The sequence below is a fragment of the Paenibacillus sp. 2TAF8 genome (assembly GCF_052114825.1).
GTDB lineage: Bacteria > Bacillota > Bacilli > Paenibacillales > Paenibacillaceae > Paenibacillus.
Genome location: NZ_JBFRFN010000028.1, coordinates 47,588 through 64,749, shown reverse-complemented (window position 1 = coordinate 64,749; position 17,162 = coordinate 47,588). Strand labels below are relative to the sequence as shown.

The 17,162-nt window shown below is 37.3% G+C and carries 17 protein-coding genes; 14 read left to right on the top strand and 3 right to left on the bottom strand.

The annotated features are described in order from the left end of the window. The first annotated feature begins 54 nt into the window (after positions 1 to 54). The 9 genes from AB4Z30_RS26560 (at position 55) to AB4Z30_RS26520 (ending at position 6,617) form a co-directional block, all read left to right on the top strand. Positions 55 to 1,179, top strand: coding sequence for a polymorphic toxin type 30 domain-containing protein (locus AB4Z30_RS26560; protein ID WP_441930437.1), 1,125 nt, complete (start codon positions 55 to 57; stop codon positions 1,177 to 1,179). 18 nt (positions 1,180 to 1,197) lie between these two features. Then, complete coding sequence (locus AB4Z30_RS26555; RefSeq protein WP_441930436.1) at positions 1,198 to 1,635, top strand: hypothetical protein; 438 nt, start codon at positions 1,198 to 1,200, stop codon at positions 1,633 to 1,635. A 965-nt stretch (positions 1,636 to 2,600) separates the two neighbouring features. Next, entirely contained in the window at positions 2,601 to 3,071 is a 471-nt protein-coding gene (locus AB4Z30_RS26550) for a hypothetical protein (protein WP_441930435.1), read from the top strand. A 256-nt stretch (positions 3,072 to 3,327) separates the two neighbouring features. Continuing rightward, positions 3,328 to 3,663: a hypothetical protein gene (locus tag AB4Z30_RS26545; RefSeq protein WP_441930434.1), complete on the top strand. Its 336-nt coding sequence runs from the start codon at positions 3,328 to 3,330 to the stop codon at positions 3,661 to 3,663. 108 nt (positions 3,664 to 3,771) lie between these two features. Then, on the top strand, positions 3,772 to 4,281 hold the full coding sequence (locus tag AB4Z30_RS26540; protein WP_441930433.1) for a hypothetical protein: 510 nt from the start codon (positions 3,772 to 3,774) through the stop codon (positions 4,279 to 4,281). 323 nt (positions 4,282 to 4,604) lie between these two features. Further along, positions 4,605 to 5,081 carry a hypothetical protein gene (locus tag AB4Z30_RS26535; protein ID WP_441930432.1) on the top strand — a complete coding sequence of 159 codons (477 nt, stop codon included), beginning with the start codon at positions 4,605 to 4,607 and terminating at the stop codon, positions 5,079 to 5,081. Positions 5,082 to 5,143: 62 nt separating this feature from the next. Beyond that, positions 5,144 to 5,611 carry a hypothetical protein gene (locus tag AB4Z30_RS26530; protein WP_441930431.1) on the top strand — a complete coding sequence of 156 codons (468 nt, stop codon included), beginning with the start codon at positions 5,144 to 5,146 and terminating at the stop codon, positions 5,609 to 5,611. Between the two features lie 21 nt (positions 5,612 to 5,632). Continuing rightward, complete coding sequence (locus tag AB4Z30_RS26525; RefSeq protein WP_441930429.1) at positions 5,633 to 6,118, top strand: hypothetical protein; 486 nt, start codon at positions 5,633 to 5,635, stop codon at positions 6,116 to 6,118. A 25-nt stretch (positions 6,119 to 6,143) separates the two neighbouring features. Further along, positions 6,144 to 6,617 (top strand): hypothetical protein, encoded by a 474-nt coding sequence (locus AB4Z30_RS26520; protein ID WP_441930428.1) that lies wholly within the window; start codon positions 6,144 to 6,146, stop codon positions 6,615 to 6,617. A gap of 133 nt (positions 6,618 to 6,750) precedes the next feature. Here AB4Z30_RS26520 and AB4Z30_RS26515 read toward each other — a convergent pair whose 3' ends face one another. Beyond that, positions 6,751 to 7,245, bottom strand: coding sequence for a hypothetical protein (locus AB4Z30_RS26515; RefSeq protein WP_441930427.1), 495 nt, complete (start codon positions 7,243 to 7,245; stop codon positions 6,751 to 6,753). 467 nt (positions 7,246 to 7,712) lie between these two features. After that, entirely contained in the window at positions 7,713 to 8,177 is a 465-nt protein-coding gene (locus AB4Z30_RS26510) for a hypothetical protein (protein ID WP_441930426.1), read from the bottom strand. Positions 8,178 to 8,550: 373 nt separating this feature from the next. Here AB4Z30_RS26510 and AB4Z30_RS26505 point away from each other — a divergent pair, with 373 nt between their 5' ends. From AB4Z30_RS26505 to AB4Z30_RS26485, 5 genes are all read left to right on the top strand, one after another. After that, positions 8,551 to 11,688, top strand: coding sequence for a DUF3427 domain-containing protein (locus tag AB4Z30_RS26505; RefSeq protein WP_441930425.1), 3,138 nt, complete (start codon positions 8,551 to 8,553; stop codon positions 11,686 to 11,688). Positions 11,689 to 11,812: 124 nt separating this feature from the next. Further along, entirely contained in the window at positions 11,813 to 12,052 is a 240-nt protein-coding gene (locus AB4Z30_RS26500; protein ID WP_441930423.1) for a hypothetical protein, read from the top strand. 194 nt (positions 12,053 to 12,246) lie between these two features. Next, complete coding sequence (locus AB4Z30_RS26495; RefSeq protein ID WP_441930422.1) at positions 12,247 to 14,583, top strand: ATP-binding protein; 2,337 nt, start codon at positions 12,247 to 12,249, stop codon at positions 14,581 to 14,583. Between the two features lie 147 nt (positions 14,584 to 14,730). Next, entirely contained in the window at positions 14,731 to 16,407 is a 1,677-nt protein-coding gene (locus AB4Z30_RS26490) for a DNA adenine methylase (protein ID WP_441930421.1), read from the top strand. 163 nt (positions 16,408 to 16,570) lie between these two features. Continuing rightward, a complete protein-coding gene (locus tag AB4Z30_RS26485; protein WP_441930420.1) occupies positions 16,571 to 16,681 on the top strand; it encodes a topoisomerase DNA-binding C4 zinc finger domain-containing protein in 111 nt (36 codons plus the stop codon). Between the two features lie 79 nt (positions 16,682 to 16,760). On the opposite strand, the gene AB4Z30_RS26480 is transcribed toward AB4Z30_RS26485, so the two are convergent. Beyond that, a complete protein-coding gene (locus tag AB4Z30_RS26480) occupies positions 16,761 to 17,102 on the bottom strand; it encodes a helix-turn-helix domain-containing protein (RefSeq protein ID WP_441930419.1) in 342 nt (113 codons plus the stop codon). Between the last annotated feature and the right edge of the window lie 60 nt (positions 17,103 to 17,162).

Genomic DNA, 17,162 nt, shown 5'->3' with positions numbered 1-17,162 from the left:
GGGTTTGTTAAAATTTAGGGATAACGACTATGATCAGGTTGGCGGTGAGATGGCATGACACGGATTCAGGTGCACCCGGATGAAATGGAAAAAAACGTACGTCTGCTTCAGCAGAGTAAACAACAGCTTGGCAAAATTGTGTATGAATTGGACAAGACGATGTATTTTTTGCAATCGGAATGGTCGGGTGTGACAAGCGAGAAGTTTTTCTGGGATTTCATGAATATCAAGGAGAGTGTATTCCCCTCTACACTTGGGTTGCTGGATAAATTTCAGAATAAGATAAGTATGACGTTAAGTGCATTCAAAAAAGCAGACAATTCAGACGGAGAAATGCTGCAAATCCCGGATAAGCTGGAACCCAATTTTGCCACGGGATTGATTGATAAAGCTATCGGCGATACAGTTACAGGTGTGGGCGAGACTGTAGAGGCACTCTTCTATAATCCATTCAGTACATTGGGTAGTCTGGCCTATGATCTGACGGTTGGTAAAATCGTGGACGTTGGACGCGGAGTAGGATTTGCCTGGGATACCGCATGGGGCACAGGAACAGCAAGGTCCGACATCGAGCAGTTTGTGAACGAGCAGAAAAAACAGCTGAGTGAGGACGAATCAGGGTACTATAAAGGAGCGGTGGTAGGCCAAGCACTCTCTTATTTTCTCTTTGGTAAGGCTTTGCATTCGAAGGATCATCATGGATCGGGTGGATCAAGTGGATCAGGAGAAGGTAAGAAAGGGCCGGAGAAGGAGAGTGGGAAAGAGGGGAAGGGTGAAATTCCTAATATAGACCTTAATAGAATTGGTACAGGAGCGGTTGGTGACTTTCAAAATGTTAAAGATGTAAATGATCTCTTATCTAGGATACCTGAGGATGCTAAACAAATTCCCTGGCGAGAAGTGCCAGGAGGAGCAAAAGAAGGAGTGAAGTTCAGATGGGTTGATGAAGCAGGGAAGACATGGGACGTTCGCACGCACAGTGTAGACCCTACTGCCCCGCTTGGGAGTAATGCTGCCAATGGTTGGATTTATAGAGTAGAGGTTAAGCAAGTAGACCCAAAATGGAAGTGGACAATGGATTCCAACGGGAACTTTCATAAAGAAAATGTGCTTAGAGAGAAAAGTCCATATTATGATGAGTCAATTGCCAACGAGACTCATATCCCATTTGTTCAATAAAAAAGTGAGGTGAAGGAATTGAAGGTAGAAGAATTAAGAATGATACTCTCTGGTTCAGATGTTGAGGGGAAAATAGAAGTTTTAAGCCACCTTTGTGATGTATTTGAATCATACAACAATTCAATCGATAATTTTAAGGAAATAATTATAGCATTGATTGATTTCGGTCTCAGAGAAGACAATTTGGAGATAAAGGAAGAGATATTTAACACATTACTTTCCGCAGCAACTTATAAGAATATTGATGAGATCAACTTTGATATCCTAGCACACAATCTTGATACTCTGCCTGAAGAATGTTTCCATTCAGCATTGACGATATTAGGCTTCACAGTTAAAAAAGATTACTTATTCTATCTGACCAAGTATTTGAATCATGAAAATGGGAGTATTAGGGCAGATGCAATAAACGCAATAAATGAAATTGAAGGCTATTGGGCTAAAAAGAATGAATAGTATTTTTACATTTACATCCAATAAATAAGATCTTACATTACCACAATATGAGATAGCCACTCGTATTGTGGTCTTTTATCCTAGTACAGTTTGTTGATGAGTAGACCCCACCCAGTTATTAATTAGTAGGATATATGAGTCTAAGTTGACTTAACTCAAGTTGCATTCGTATAAAGACTTTTTCATTTTCTTTGTACGCAAATTAATGTTTTAGTTTCATGCCCTAAAAAGTGCTATTCAGATATATTGAACAGGTCGATTATGGTCAGGGTACCATCATGATTGATCTGTTTTTTACTAACCAATCGCACCTTTAAGGATGTGCTGCACGACAATTCATAATAGTGGTGACTACATCGAAAACATTTTTGATTTTATCATCAACTGAAAGGCGAGTTATCGCGATTGTAACTGTGAAGAAATGAATCTGGTGACGAGCAGTTGACATACAAAAGGCAAGGTAATGTGCAGGCTATCCCAACCATCGAAATGATCGCCCGAAATGTTGGATGCAATTCGAAGTCAGTAGAATGCCATATCAAGAAATTGGCAGGCGTCACATACTCCAGCTATCCATGAAGTCGGTGCCTCTTAAGCAGTTGACGTATTTTGCAAAATACCAAAAACAAATGTAATGCAGAAGAAGTGTATCAAACTATAAAGGAATTAATCAAATAGTCGATCCTATATAGGAGGGTACCCAGTACCGAATGAACCAATCATTCAACCAATAACACGTATAACCCATCTGATTGAATTTGTTGTAAGTACTAGAATACTTGAATCTCATACTCTAAATAGTTCTATTCCTTACTTTGAACAGATTGACGAGGATGGATTAAATGTAGCACAGACTTAAGAAAAAATTTCTGGAGAAGATTGCTGAATAGTGAATTTGAAGATAGTAGTACACTTGGTATCGATCATTATGAAACCGAACTAACATGAATTTAGAGGTGAGAGAAATGTATCTAGATGATACAGTGTGCAGAATAAACAGAATTAATTGGGGAAAAGTTGGTACTGTAATTTCTAATGAAGATGCTGCTTTAGGGTGTGAATTTTTAAGAAGGCTAGCTTTATTTTATAAAAATGAGGGCCTGAAACCACAACCACCCCTGTTTACTAATGTAGCCAAATTACTTGGTGATACTGAAGGTGAATTTCCGATCTCGATGTATTGCCATCCAAGAGTTTTGGAATTTGTTGCTGATTACCAGTACTTAAAGAAAATCATTGAGTTTACTATACAATTATCAATGTTTGTTGAGAAGAAACAAGAACATAGTGCCTATTTAAATGTATATGAGCCATTAATCAGAATATTGGAAAGAGGCGGATTTTTTGTTCTTAGACCACAAGAACTAGAGATACACAAAATCGAGTATATATCATTAAATGGCTGGTATGATAGATTTTTAATAACAGAGTTCTAAATCAGCGAATTATGATGGTTTGAAAATAAAACACAATTGGTCTCTATTCAGAATGAAACAGAAGAAGAGGCTAGAAAAACGAAAAGGAGGGTGAATGTGGGATATTACAGCCAAGCGATTGAAAGGATTTCCGTAATAGATTGGAGCAGGCTTGGAGAAGAGGAAACTGTGTCACAAAGTTATTTGTGTCGAGAGTATTTAAGGAGAGCAGCCAAATTTCTAAAAGATTATCCCGGTACTTGTGTACCCTTTTATTATGATTTCAAATTCAATTACGGAACCCAAAGAAAAGGTTGAGACGATTGAGGTACTGAACAACATAAGTCATTCTTACCATAAGATCCTCGTTACGAGTTATCTTGAACTACGTGCTCTTATTGATGATAAAAATCCAATTGCTATGGATAACAAAGATTTGTTTGAGCCGGCAATTAAGTTATATGAAAGAGGTGGTTTTTTTTATAGAAGGGAAGGATATGTATATATAAATGGTAGTTCGTTTTTGATTGCAGATGTTACTTGGAGTGAACAGAACCCACTAGATATTCGTGATGAAGTCTTGAATGCAATGGATCGTGGTTTTGTCGAGTAAACACTACAGATCCAAAAGAAGAATACTGTTGTAATGGAATCTTTACTTAACTATTGATGGTAACTCTGAGACAAATATATTTATAGGGTCTTTAGGAGGTGGAGAAAGATGGAGTATGACTTATTTATAGGAAGTAAGTTGGGAAGATTAAACGCAGCAGAACGGTTATATGAGGTGGCAAGGGATGTAATAGGTAAGGAAGTTAAGTTTGATAAAATACGACATCAACTTGGTTTTCAATATGTATGCATCGGTTGCGAATATTTTACAATAGATATCGATTTAGATGATGAGGATCATGATATGCAAGAATATCGGGAAATGAATATTAGATATCATGGCGTTAATACAGATGTACGTATTAGTGTTGAGCTGATTTCAAAGACGTTTAATATTGGATGGGTGAAATTTCTAGAATTGATGGGAAAGCTTTTACGTTCTATTGCTGGAGATTTTCTTTTGCTGGACGACACTTCTTTTCCAGTGATAAAAAGAAAAAATGATATTTTGTATGTAAATAGTAATGTAGATGAATACCGTGCAACGTATATTAATAAAAAGAATTTAAACCGTCTTCATTGTCCATTTATAGAGGAGAATTTTTCTATAAAATTATGAAAGATATAAGCTAGTCAAAATAAGGAGTGCTGAAATTTATGGGAATATCAGAAACGATTTTATTTAAAAAAAGGGCATAGTGTTAAAATAAATCAGTTATTATTACACTTTAATCAAATTTCTGACAGAGAAGGGTGGTTTCATAATCACGATTATGCAGAAGTTAAAATATAGTGAGTTTTGCCTTAGTGATATTCCATTAAGAGATTGTTACGAGAGACAGATTTGTTTTGGAATAGCTGATAAACCTCACCCATTTTTCTAATACATTCAAAGAAAACTAAAATAACATTTAACAAGGTTTTTTTGGGGAGGATTAATCAATGGACTACGAGTTATTTTTACAAACCAAACTTAACCGTAAATCTTTAGGTGAAATGATTAATCAATATGTTACTGAAACGGTTAAGGAGAACAGTTTACTCCAAATTAACGAAGATGAGATTGTAGTTGGCTGCAGATTTTTCACACTGTTCATTGAGATTGAGGATATTTCTGATATCACGTTTGTTCAAAAACATTATAACCTAGCTTTGAATGTCTGCATTACAATTCAATTGTTTGGCCGTACTTTTAATGATGGTATCGGTCATCTGTTCAAAGTGATTAGTAAACTTATTATGAAAGATACGAAAGGGAATCTATTATTCTTAGAAGATGGTTCTACTCAGTTACTTAGAATGGAAAAAGGTTTTTTGACTGCCAATAATCGGTTAGATCAGTATCAAATTAAATATTTTACTTCGAGCCTGCTGAGTATACTTAATTATCCTTATATTGAAAAGGAGCTATCAAGTTAGTTATTCGATTTTAAACAGTTTGAATAAGTCCGAATACATATCAAAGTAGGGAGACAAGCTTTATGGAATATTCACTTAAACTAAACGGAAGACAGGATACCTTATGGATTAAGAATCTACTGATGACTAAAAAACTTAGTGTAAGTTATACAAAAAATGAAAAGAATGATGAATTTGATCTGGGCAGCGGTTTGAAAATAAGGATATATGATAATCTATTCCCGCCAAATCATCCAGCCGCTTCTTATGAAACGATGTTCCAAGAAGAGGATTTTATATATGAACAGACTATATCTTACGAGTTGAAAAACAATCAACATTATGAGTTCTGTTATAAAACGATGTACGAAATCTCTTTTGCAATTCTAAAATCACTCCATGTAGATGGATTATTCTATCACATATCCGGAGAGGAAATATTTTTTTATGAAAAAGGAACATATAGGTTCAACGTAACTTACCTCGAATTACTTCAAACGAATTATGGAGAGCTTCTGGAGCAGATTGAATATGAAGTTTTCACCTGCTGAATTAGAGGAGGTCATACGAGAGTGAGTTCGTTAATTATTTTGAAGAAGATAGAACGTTATGTCCCTGAGAAGGCTATAGAAGCTATTGAGAGATCAGCTGCTAAAGCAAATATGTATTGCATTTTAATAAAACTTAAATATGATGGGCAGCTCTTTTTATCGGGGGAAGGGACACTTTCAGAAGTAGATGAATCCAAGTTCAAAAGTTTACAGAATAAAGAGAATTTGAAGTATTTCATTTTCAACGTCCATCCAATTGAAGAGGATTCATTTGACAGTTTTACATGGCTTACTCATGACGAGAATTATCTTTGGGCATTAGACATTGAAAATATACAATATGAAGATTATGAATTCATTTACAAGTTTGTAATAGAGTATTTTAAAGATAATCCAGAAGATTACTTATGGTTCGATGATGCCGAGTGGTATTACACAGCGGATGACATCTTGAGACTGAGTCAAAAGCCGTATAATCCCAAGTGGTGTAGTGAAAAGGTTATTTGAGTTAAGAGGATGGAGTGGAGAATGAATGAGTATCTCATCTTTTATCGTATTTGAATGTAAAAAGAGCCCTTCGGCTTATCACTTATTGAATAGGTTTAGACCCCTATGTACAAAAGAAAGTTTGTTTTTCGACAGTGACGATGAAAAATATGACATTGAAGGTGTATTAAAATACACTCGAATTTACATCAGTGACAAGCCATTTAAGGAAGATTACGCAAGAACGATCAGCTTTAGTTTATATGACGAACCACATGATTTTCAGATCGTGACTTTCGACTGGGATGAGAGGCAGGATGAATATTTTAAAGCAATAGTCTCTGATGATTTTTATGAGAATGAAGATTTATTGTTTCAACTCTTATTTGCTTTCCTAAATGAGTACACTGATGCAAAAGTATGGATTGAGGAAAACTGGTTCTACACTTTGGATGATCTTAAGAGGATAAACGATTCATACCATAGTAGCTGGTGTCACATGGACCCGACAACGATATAGATGAAATCTTAATTAGGCGAGCTCTAGTGGATCAGGAATCTTGGCACTATCAGTTTTAAATTTCGTGATCAAGCTCAACTTGAAAATAAGCCTTTGTAGATTTAGAATTTTCAAACAAAGTCTTATTTTTTTATTAATCAATAGATCCTAGACTCCACTTATCTTGTTTATTCTTTACAAAATAGTAGTAAGAATTGGGTGTTGTTACCTCGTTATCAGACACAACTTTGCCTCTAATTTCTACAACAATTCTACCTTCTTGATCTTCTTCAACAGTTCCGATTTTTTCAAATGCATAATCTTTTCCAAACAAATACATATAAGCATTGGCTGTTTCTTCATTCGCAAAAACGCTTTTAAATTCTTTCTCTTTTTTATTGGCTAATGAATCTAATGTTCTCTCCAATAAAACTTTTATGTCCTTGTTAAACAAAGGGTTGTCTATAGAATTTAAATCGATAAAAACCCCTGTTTGTATACTTGGAGCACTTTCGGCTTGAGTTTCAGTATGCTCTGTTTCAGGTGAATTATTTCCCGACTGTGATTCAGAATCCTTTTCGTTACCACAAGCAGTTACGATACCCAATGAAAGTATAATTAACATAGTATACAGAATCAGTTTTTTCATCTTTTACCTCCTCAATGGTATATATATTACAAACGTTATGAGAATCAGTTCTGTTACTTTAAATTCCGAAGCTTGAAAAATATTCAGAAAGAAAAATTCCATTCTGGGCATTTGATGAGAAGTACGAGCATGATAACTATATAAATCTTGATTTTTATCATTCAAGTGAGAATCTTTTCAGACTAATTATGGTGGAGGACTACAACCTGAACGAAGAAATTCTCCTTAAATTCAGTTATGAGTTTATCAAGATATACAAAGATATCAAGCTCTGGACAGAATTCGATTGGTTTTATGAGTTAAATGATTTAGAAAAAATAATAGAAAAACCGTTTGATAATGAATGGTGCTATAAGAATCCCACAGATGTATAAAATATTGAAAGATGAATCCTGACCATAGAGTAACATGTAAAAATGTGCACCCAAATAGGTCATTCTAAAGAGTTAATTCATGCAGACCATGAATTAACTCTTCTCCTTCTCTAGTACAAGTTCGAACGGGATAGAAATGTTATGTTGTTCGGCCGAGTTTGGACGTGCTTTAATCTCAAAAGTAAGATTCAATGATTCTGGCAGATCACGGATTTGATCCGTTTTTGCTGTAATGTAATAATGTTTATCTCCGAGTTTTAGAAGGGTTCCACTTACAGACTCAGCGAAAGGTTCACCTCGATTATAGAAGGTATATCCCAAATCGTTCTCGGACTGTCCGCCTCCCTCTATTTCATATCCCAACTGCAACTCGCTATTGTTATACGTTGCATGGAGTAACGTGATCGTGATGCCATTTACGGTTTTGGTTTGAGTGGGGATATTAGGTTCAGGCAGCGCTGATTCTTCTGATGATCCAGTAAAAAAGTAAAATCCAGCGGGAAGAACGAATATAAGGATACCAAAGATTAGGGCAATGACTATGCTCTTTTTATTCATAAAGTGTCGTGCTCCTTTCGTAATAAAGGACATATAGAGTCTGTGCACTCTTTATTTCTTAGGGATAACTTGTGGATTCATGAATTTGATATAACAGTTGTTTATTGTATATACAAATTATGCACATGTAAAATGTGGAGTATAGGTGTGTTTTGACATATCATCCTGTTCATCTTAATGGTACTACTGTATCCACACCCTATCTTAAACTTGCTTCCATATGCACCCTTATATTGATAGATATTATTTAAATCGTAAACTATAATGAAAAGTTCTCTTCATTTGTCGATAATAGTATAGAAGCCTTTAAAGATATTACATATGGATCACAACTACATATCCACAACCATCCTAACCTTCGAGAGGTACATTCATGAAACAAGGCATATATGAACAGCTTATCAACACCATCACCAGGCAGGAGATTTCGGCGCTCGACCCGGATGTGTATCACATTGGGACTGAGAAGCTGGATGCAGAGGAAGCGCGTAAGTTGCTGTCCACGTATTTGGCAGCGGTGACACGGCGGGCGCTCAAAATTGTACGGGAACAGACGGAAGACAAGATGGCCGTATTAGAGCAGATTCGAACCTGTAATGAAATTATTGCAACCCTGAAAGGCACGTTGGGGGAAGAGGAGTATGACGACTTGCAACTGGATGAGCAGGGTGAGGTGCTGACCCATGTGTATTCCAAGCTGAACAGCATTCGTGCCATTCGGGATACCAAAATCATTCGCCCGGATACGCCGATTGCCCAGAGCTCGTTATTCACAGGTGCCAAGTCTGAACCAAGTATGCTGCTGGAATTGCAAAAAGAGATCGTGACCGCCGACCGGATCGATTGGCTGGTGTCTTTTATCAAATTCAGTGGGCTTCGCCTGCTGCTGGAACAACTTCAGCAATTCACATCAGGTGGGGGCAAGCTGCGGATCATTACAACCACCTATATGGAGGCAACCGACCTTAAAGCCATTACCGAACTCAGCAAGTTACCGAACACCGAAATCCAGATTTCGTATGATACTAAAGTCACCCGGCTGCACGCCAAAACGTATATCTTCCACCGCGATACGGGATTCACCACCGCTTATGTCGGCTCTTCGAACCTGTCCAACCCGGCCCTGACCAGTGGCATGGAGTGGAATCTCAAGGTGACGGAGAAGGATTCCCTAGATGTGCTGCGCAAGATCGAAGCAACATTTGAGAGTTACTGGAATGACCGCGAATTTACGAGATACATTCCTGAGGATCGGGAGCATGAGGCACAGCTGAGAGCAGCTCTGAACCGCAAAAAAGACCAAACCGGACACTTCCACCTCGACATCCAGCCCTACGATTATCAAAAGGAAGTGCTGGAACAGCTGAGCGCCGAGCGCACGTTGTATGGACGAAACCGTAACCTGATCGTGGCCGCCACAGGCGTTGGCAAAACGGTCATCTCTGTCTTCGATTACAAGCGATTCCGCACAAACCATCCGGGAGCCAAGCTTCTTTTTGTCGCCCATCGGGAAGAGATTTTGAAGCAAAGCCGGGACACGTTCCGGTATATCCTGAAGGACATGAACTTTGGCGAGCTACACGTCGGGAGTCACCGCGCGGAGGCGCTGGAGCATCTGTTTGTCAGCATACAGAGCCTGAACGCCATGAAGTTAACGGACATAACCAGCCCAGACTATTACGACTATATCATTGTGGATGAATTCCACCATGCTGCTGCACCTTCCTACCAGAAGCTGTTGTCTCACTACGAGCCACAGATTTTGCTTGGACTCACAGCTACGCCTGAACGGATGGATGGTAAAGACATAACCGCTTACTTCGATCATACGATTGCCGCCGAGATCCGTCTGACGGATGCCATCGACCGGAAACTGCTTAGCCCATTTCAATATTTCGGGGTCACCGATACCGTTGATCTGTCTCAGGTGAAATGGTCACGTAAAGGCTACGATCTGAACGAACTGGAGAAACTTTACACCCATAACAAAATCCGTGCAAACCAGATCATGCAAAGTCTGAACCGATACGTCACCGATCTGGATGATGTCAAAGGATTGGGTTTCTGCGTAGGGGTAGATCATGCGCTGTATATGGCTAAAGTTTTCAACGAAGCCGGCATTCCATCTATAGCGCTGCATGGCGGATCAAGTGATCAGGAGCGTCATTCTGCAAAGGGAAGACTAGTAAATGGAGAACTGCGCCTGATCTTTGTTGTCGATCTGTACAATGAGGGTGTGGATATCCCTGAGGTGAATACGATTTTGTTCCTGCGTCCGACCGAAAGTTTAACCGTATTCCTGCAACAACTCGGCCGTGGACTACGGATGGCAGAAGGCAAAGAGTGCCTGACCGTGCTTGACTTCATCGGGCAAGCGCATCAGGAATACAGATACCAGGATAAATTCCGCGCCCTGATCGGTGCGACCAAACATTCCATCTCGTATTATGTAGAGAACGGCTTTTCGAACCTGCCTCGTGGCACCTTTATTCAGTTGGAAAAGCAGGCCAAAGATTACGTTATGCGTAATCTGAAACAGATGAGCCGTAATCGCAGAGCGTTGATCCAGAAGCTGCAAACATTCCAGCAGAACACCGGACTGCCGCTGACCTTGGCTCATTTTGTAGAGCATCACGGGATGACACTATATGAATTGTATGGCGGTCGTTCGGGAAAAAGGTATTTCCGTGGTCTGTTGGCCGAAGCGGGACTAACCGAGCCAGTAGATGATGAGCAAGAGGAATATATCCGCAGACTACCGTCTGTACTGACGATCAACTCCCGAAGCTGGCTGACGTTCCTGATCGAGTATATTGAAAAAGGTAAGGAACCCGCCACCGCTGATGAACAGCGTATGTTAATCATGTTCTATTACACCTTCCACCGTGCTGCACCGGAGAAGCTGGGGCTAAGCAGCATTGGAGAAGGCGTGGCACGAGTCCTGTCTTGCGCAGCATTCCGAGCTGAACTTGTGGATATTTTCAAATATAATCTGGCTCATCTGCGATTTGTGGATAAAAGTAATGCGTTCCCGTACACTTGTCCACTGGATATCCACTGTATGTACTCCATCGACCAAGTGCTCGCCGCCTTCGGCTACTGGAATGCCGAGCAATCGCCAACCTTCCGCGAAGGCGTAAAATATTTTGCCGATGAACAGACCGATATCTTCTTCATTACGTTGAACAAATCGGACAAAGATTTCTCACCATCCACACTGTACGAGGATTATGCGATTAATGAGCGTGTATTCCACTGGCAGACTCAGAGTCGGGTATCAGAGCATACGGCTACCGCGCAGCGGTATATTCATCATTGCGAAACTGGCAACCGGATTGCCCTGTTCGTGCGGGAGTATAAGGAGGAGAATGGTTATACATCTCCATTTGTCTTTCTGGGCGAAGCGGATTATGTGAGTCATGAAGGGAACAAACCGATGAGCTTTGTATGGCGACTACAGGAAGAGATGCCTGCGAAGATGGTGGCGGTGGCGAATAAGTGTATTGTTTGAGTTCTCTGATTAATGCAATTGTATCTTAAGAACTATTTTTATGGTATATTTACCCTGTATTTCTATTACAAATATAGAAGCTTGAGTTCAGATTTTTTACTCAATGTTTGAAGAGGGTGAGCTTTTGAAGAGAAAGGAATTAGAAATTTTTATAGTCGAAGCCTTAAAATCCCTCGGTGGAAAGGGATCAATAGTTGAGGTTTGTAAATATATATGGAAAAACTTTGAACATGAACTAAGATTAGGGGGAGATATATTTTATACATGGCAATACGAAATACGATGGGCAGTAAAAGGGCTGAGAGATATTGGAATAATTAAATCTGCATCTGAAAGCTCTAAAGGTTTTTGGGAGTTAGTCTAATTGAATTTTAATATTTAGGAGTTCTTTTGTTCTGTTACTCTAACAATAAATTAATAATTTCTAGATTTATAATAAGATAGGTCGTTAACAACACCTAGTGCGTAGCGTATTTAAAGATTATTATGGATATATTTGGATATATTAAGGATTAAGAAGATCATAAAATATTTCTATTAGAAACGAGGAGTTTAGTAATGCAAACATTAGATATAACAATAAATGAGGAACTTTTAATAGAAGTTTTAGGCAATGTAACTAGTCCCCTTGTCGTTCTCTCCGAGTTAATAAAAAATGGCGTCGATGCAGATGCAAAGTCTGTTACAATTTTTATTGATACAATTAAAAATTCAATTAAGATTGTCGATAATGGTGATGGATTTACTGAAGCTGACATTAACCGCTTGGGTATTGCTGCCTCCTCAAATAAAAAACGAGAGAATTTTTTATATAATAGTAGTGGCAAGATGCTTCTAGGTAGTAAGGGATTAGCTTTTTTTTCTGTGTTCTCATTGGGAGATAAAATAGAGGTTAGAACGAAAAACAAGGATGGTGAATGTTATATAATTAAATGGAGCAAAGAAGATAATCAGCTGATGTACGATCAAGTTTACAACGAAGAGTATGTAAAGGGTACGGAGATTATGATCTGTGGTGTCGAAAGTAACGACTTATTATTATTAAGTTCAGAAAAAGAGTTGAATAAGTTAAAACATATTTCATTAATTAATTTCAAAAGAAATATAATAATACCTAAAGTTGTAATATTCGTGGACAACATTCCTTTTGATATAAGTGTAGAAAATATTGAAAACTTTAGTGGTGATTTTGATGCAATGGTTACTTTTATATATGACGAAAGTACAAATACTCTAAAATATAGCTATGAAGTTAATGACGATCGAATTACTAGTAAAGAGATAGAAATAGACTTAAATGATAAGGTTGATGCAAAAAACATATTGAGAGATGTATACAAAATTATGCCAGCAGCAATTACCTTCGATGATTTTTTAACAAAGGGACTTATTGAAAAAAGAGAAATCTCGGTTCCTAGTTTTGAGGGAAAGTGGTATATGAAACGTGGTCGGAAAAATAATATAATGCAGAGATTTGAAAGTGGTATAAGAATTTATGTTAATAATTTTGCTTTATACAATTATTTGAACAAAAATAATGATTGGTTGCAATTGACTAATGTGAGTCAAGTGAAAAAAATCAATAATTTCAGACAAAATAATGTATTTGGATATGTTAGTTTTGATCAATTTAATGATCTGGCTGAAGGAATGAAAATATCAAATGAACGGGGAGGATTTATTGAAAATATTAATTTCAATAAATTTATAGATATAATTTATACTTACGTACTTTACATAACAATAGGTATTGATGTGGCAAGGAAGAACAATAGTTTCTTGTATGAGGCTTCCAATGGCCGAGGAGCAAGCAACGAAGGAGCAAGCGGCCAAGGAGCAAGCGACCAAGGGGCAAGCGGTCAAGGAGCGAGCGGTCAAGGAGCGAGCGGCCAAGGAGCAAGCGGCCAAGGAGCAAGCGGTCAAGGAGCGAGCGGCCAAGGAGCAAGCGGCCAAGGAGCAAGCGGCCAAGGAGCGAGCGGCCAAGGAGCGAGCGGCCAAGGAGCAAGCGGCCAAGGAGCAAGCGGTCAAGGAGCGAGCGGCCAAGGAGCAAGCGGCCAAGGAGCAAGCGGTCAAGGAGCGAGCGGCCAAGGAGCAAGCGGTCAAGCTGAAGATGATCAAGGCGATGAGAGTAGTCTCGAAATAGATGAAATATTAAAGGTGAAGAAAATAAAAGTAAGATCTGGTGAGCAGGTTTATTTGTTAGACCCGACAATTATTCGTTCAGAATATATTGATAATTTGAAAATCGTACCTAGAAAAAATACATCTATTACAGATAACGTTTTTTTGCTTACGAACTCCTATGGGGAATACATAATAGACTACTTCAGCGAAGATAAAAAAGATACATTAACCATAAAAGTAGAAAAAAGAAAAGTTACTGGCCTAGATCATGTAGAGGTTGATTTTTTTGAGTCAAGCATACACTTTTTAGGTGATTTTGATCTCAGTGAAATAAGTGATTTAGTGCGTCAGCTTAATGGATTAGAGTATAATGAAAAATATTTACTATATGTAATTTCTTTCAGAGCTATTCTGGAAGATATAGTTAAAAAATACATCTCAAGACGTTCTTTAGTCCTTAGTGGAAAATTTAAGGAAAATATTACACTTATGATTTCAGATATTCAGAATGTTTTAACTATTATAAAGAATGATCCTCTAAAGTCTGAGAAAATAAAAATCCAACAAATCTTTAAAGGCAATGATTCATTAAACAATTTTTTAGTAGGAGTTAATATTAAATTTTCTAATGAAAATTACGAAAAATTGCTACATTCATTGACACATAATCCAGCTAAGATTGACAAGAGTCTTGCACTCGAAATTGCTAATGATATCATTTTACCAATTTATTGGTTATCTAAGCTTTTAAAAGATAACGGATTTAGATAAAATCTAAAGCTATGAAAGTCAAAGTTTCTAACGCACAGTTATGTTTTTAATGTGTTCATTAACAAATTTTAAGAGTATAATGTAGTAGAGCCGTGCATTCATAAATGTGCGGCTCAACCCTGGATTCAGTACGAGAGGTGTTGTGCAATGGTAGCTAGTATTGAAAAGGAATGGTGGATAGGACTTGATTTGAATTATTCAGGAGAGAACAATTTTGCATCGTTTTTCCCGTCCAATGGTAACATTCATTCATATCCCGCAAAAGCAGTACCTGAAATGGTCGTTTCCTTATTGAAAAAATTAAAAGAAGAGTATTCAATTACAAATGTTTTAGATCCGTTTGTTGGAAGTGGGACAGTTGCCTTGGAATGTAAATATCTGGGATTGGATTTCTGCGGTTCTGATCTTAATCCATTATCAATTTTATTAGCTAGGACGAAGTCATTGACAGTTAATAATACATCATTTGTTGAGGAATCTCTTAAAGAATTTATTTCATTATTAAATAAAGAGTATTCGCCTGAAAAACTAGTGGAGTTATTTAACTTTGATAATATTGAGTATTGGTTTAAACCTGAGAATATCAAAGAACTTTCATTCATCAAGCAAGAAATAAATTTATATCTCCAAGGACATAATAAAGAATATCGGGAGACCTTTGCCTTAATATTATTAACTGCTTTTAGTTCAACTGTACGAGAAAGCTCATTAACTAGAAATAGTGAGTTTAAATTATACCGAATGTCCCCAGGCGATATTGATAAGTTTGACGTGAATTCTATCTCAGTATTTACAAATAAAATAGATAATTTATTAGGTCTGCTGGTTGAAACTAATAAATTATCTATTAGAAAAACAGAGACAAATATTCAACTGAAAAATGCTAAAGATTTATCACACCTTAAACAAAAGAAAATTGACGCAGTACTAACATCTCCACCATATGGAGACTCTCAAAGCACTGTTGCGTACGGTGAGTTTTCAAAACTCCCCTTACAGTGGTCGAAGGATCTATTATTTCGTTATTTGAATATTCCAACAACAATTGATAACGTTGATGAATATTTATTAGGTGGGAAAAAATCAACAAGTGATACTTCACTAAGGAAAATAATACGCTCTTCTACTACTTTAAGAAATTTATTTAAAGAAATGAAAATTGTTTGTCGAGATGCTTCTGAAAAGTATAGGATGTTAATTGATGATTTAGAAATAATTATGAAGGATGTGAAAGGGAATAAATTTGATCCTTCAAAATTAATAAGGAACACAGAGTTATATGAGTTAGTAAAAGAGAGGATTCGTTTGGATTACTATAGGATCTTCAATAAATCAGGAAAATTGTCAAACAAAGAAGTTAAGTTAAAAGCGAAGCGATTAACAGAAATTTTTCTGAGTGAGTTAAATGGAGATAACTTGTGCTCTGAAACAGTTCAGATCTTGTCAAATAAACTTCCATTTGTTAAGGAAACGCTTAAACGAAAAGTGATTGCTTTACCACGTAGGGTTAGACAAGTGCTTCATTTTTTCAAGGAATTATATTTAGTTGTGGAACAAACAGATCAAGTTTTAGTGGAAAGTGGAGTTCAAGCATGGATAGTAGGGCATAGAACAGTGCTGGGTTCAATAACAGTTGATATGGCAGAGGTACTTAACGATTGGTTTTTATCTCTCGGATATGATAAGGTTATAACATTACATCGACAGTATTCTTTTAAACGCTTACCTCATCATATAAATTCTACAGTAACACGTAAAAATGAAATTAAAACTATGATGGAAGAACATATAGTTATTGTAAGGAAATATACTTCTGCTGAGTAATATCAGTTGGAGTATTTTTATTTAATCCTACATGTTTCTTATACACATATGATCTAAAATAAAGAACTAACTCCTGTAATGAATCATTCAAGGTATGAAAGTCAAGAGTGTATCCTATAGTGAGGTTACACTCATACAGAAATAAAAAAATATAACGTTCATTATGAAGTATAGACAATGCGGTGCTGTAATAGTTAAACGGAAGAATAAAGCAGGATCGGAATTTTGGGGTTGCAGCAATTTCCCAAATTGCCGTAAAACAAAGGCTGTCTGAGTAGATTAAAAAAATAAACAACCAAAGGCAGAGCGGCTTATATGTCGCTCTGCCTTTGGTTGTTGTGCATCTTCAGAGTTCATTTTAGAATCTCGCGTATCACATTTTTGACTAAAAGAATACTATCAGGTGAAGCTTCTCTCAGCATTGTTACAACTTCTTGGATGATTATTTCCGATTCTGTGAAGTGATACTCTTCATCAACATACGCAAATAATTGAATTAAGTTCACTTCAAGGGACTCAGCGATCTTGGCCAAGTTCACCAAAGAAACATTCTTTTCACCACGTTCAATCTGACCTATGTATGAAAAATGAAATCCGCCTTTTTCTCCGAGGGATTCTTGTGAATACCCTCTTTCTTTGCGTAGTGCGCGAATTCTGGCTCCGACCAATTTTAAAACTTCTCTATCCTCGTTCATGGTATTCACCTCTCTATGTTAAAAAGTGTAGTCAAGTTTCCTAAAGGTAAACACCAAACG